The sequence below is a fragment of the Rathayibacter sp. AY1B4 genome (genome assembly GCF_002932815.1).
Taxonomy (GTDB): domain Bacteria; phylum Actinomycetota; class Actinomycetes; order Actinomycetales; family Microbacteriaceae; genus Rathayibacter.
Window position 1 is genome coordinate 1 of sequence record NZ_PSWN01000052.1, and the last position, 1,869, is coordinate 1,869.

Genomic DNA, 1,869 nt, shown 5'->3' on the forward strand with positions numbered 1-1,869 from the left:
ACGACTCGCCGCCCGCGTCCTGCGGGCCCGCGGCAGGGTCGTGGCGCTCCCGGCCCCCGCCTCCTCTTCTCCCGCCCGCACTCCGCACGACAGGAACGAGCACCCATGACGCTGTCCACTCCTCAGACCGCCTACGCCTCCGCCAAGCTCCAGGGCACCGGAGTGGGACGCGGGCTGGCCCTCGGGCCGGTCCTGCGCATGCCGGAGCCGCTGCCCGAGCCCGAGGACACCGCCAGCACCCGCAGCGTCGCCCAGGAGGAGGAGCGCGCCGTCTCGTCGCTCTCCGCCACCGCCGCGACGATCCGCCACCGCGGCGAGCGGGCCGGCGGCTCGGCGAAGGACGTCCTCGACGCCCAGGCCCTGATGGCCGAGGACCCGTCCCTCGCGGACGACGTCAAGGCGCGGATCGCCGGGGGCAAGACCGCGGAGCGCGCCGTGCACGAGGCCTTCGCCGGCTTCCGCGACCTGCTCGTGGCGATGGGCGGCTACATGGCCGAGCGCGCGACCGACCTCGACGACGTCTCGCAGCGCGTCGTGGCGCACCTGCGCGGCGTCGCCGCTCCCGGCGTCCCCGAGTCGGACGAGCCGTTCGTGCTCGTCGCCCGTGACCTCGCTCCGGCCGACACGGCGCTGCTCGACCTCGAGAAGGTCCTCGGTCTGATCACCAGCGACGGAGGACCGACCTCGCACACGGCGATCCTCGCCCGGGAGAAGTCGATCACCGCCATCGTCGGCACCACCGGCGCCCTCGACCTGCGGGACGGCCAGCTCGTCATCCTCGACGCCACCTCCGGCGTCGTGACGGTGAACCCCTCGGACGCCGAGATCGGCGCCGCGAAGTCCTCGATCGCCGAGCGCGCCGAGATGCTCGCCGCACCGGTCGGTCCCGGCGCGCTGGCCGACGGCCACGCCGTGCCGCTGCTCGCGAACCTCGGCTCGGCCGACGGCGCTGCGAACGCGGTCGAGCTCGGCGCCGAGGGAGTGGGGCTGTTCCGCACCGAATTCCTCTTCCTCGACGCGAAGGAGGCGCCCTCGGTCGCCGAGCAGGCGGAGCAGTACACGCGCCTGCTCGCTGCGTTCCCCGGCCGCAAGGTCGTCGTCCGCGCGCTCGACGCCGGCGCCGACAAGCCGCTGAGCTTCCTCAACGACGACCACGAGGAGAACCCGGCCCTCGGTCTCCGCGGACTGCGCGCCCTCCGCGCCAGCGAGCAGATCCTCCGCGACCAGCTCACCGCCCTCGCCCAGGCCGATGCCGCGACCGACGCCGACCTCTGGGTCATGGCGCCGATGGTCGCGACCGTGGACGAGACCCGCTACTTCACCTCGATGGCGCGGGAGCTCGGCATCCGCACCGCCGGAGTGATGGTGGAGGTCCCCTCCTCCGCCCTGCTCGCCGACCGCATCCTCGGAGTCGCGGACTTCGCCTCGATCGGCACCAACGACCTGACCCAGTACACGCTCGCCGCCGACCGCATGCTCGGCACGGTCTCGGCGTTCCAGGACCCGTGGCACCCGGCCGTGCTCCGCCTCGTCGGCGAGGTCGGCCGCGCGGGAGCGGCGCTGGGCAAGCCCGTCGGGATCTGCGGAGAAGCCGCCGCCGACCCGCTGCTCGCCGTGGTCCTCGTCGGCCTCGGCGCCACCACCCTCTCGATGTCGCCGTCGGCTCTCGCCGACGTCCGCGCCGAGCTGGCCGAGCACACCCTCGACGACGCCAAGCGGTACGCGGAGCTCGCTCTCGCCGCCGACAGCGCCGCCGACGCCCGCTCCGCGGTCACCGAGGCGATCGCCGCCTCCGAGGATGCGGTCGGCGAGCAGGGCGGAGGAGGGGACCTCCACCATCACTCCGGCGGTGCGGATGCCGAGCTCCCG

Annotated in this window: 1 protein-coding gene; it reads left to right on the top strand. The window is 74.5% G+C overall.

The genetic code is table 11. The annotated features are described in order from the left end of the window. Window positions 1-198 precede the first annotated feature (198 nt). Window positions 199-1,869: phosphoenolpyruvate--protein phosphotransferase (ptsP, locus tag C5D66_RS16660; RefSeq protein WP_374954413.1), on the top strand; the 1,671-nt coding region annotated here is incomplete at its 3' end.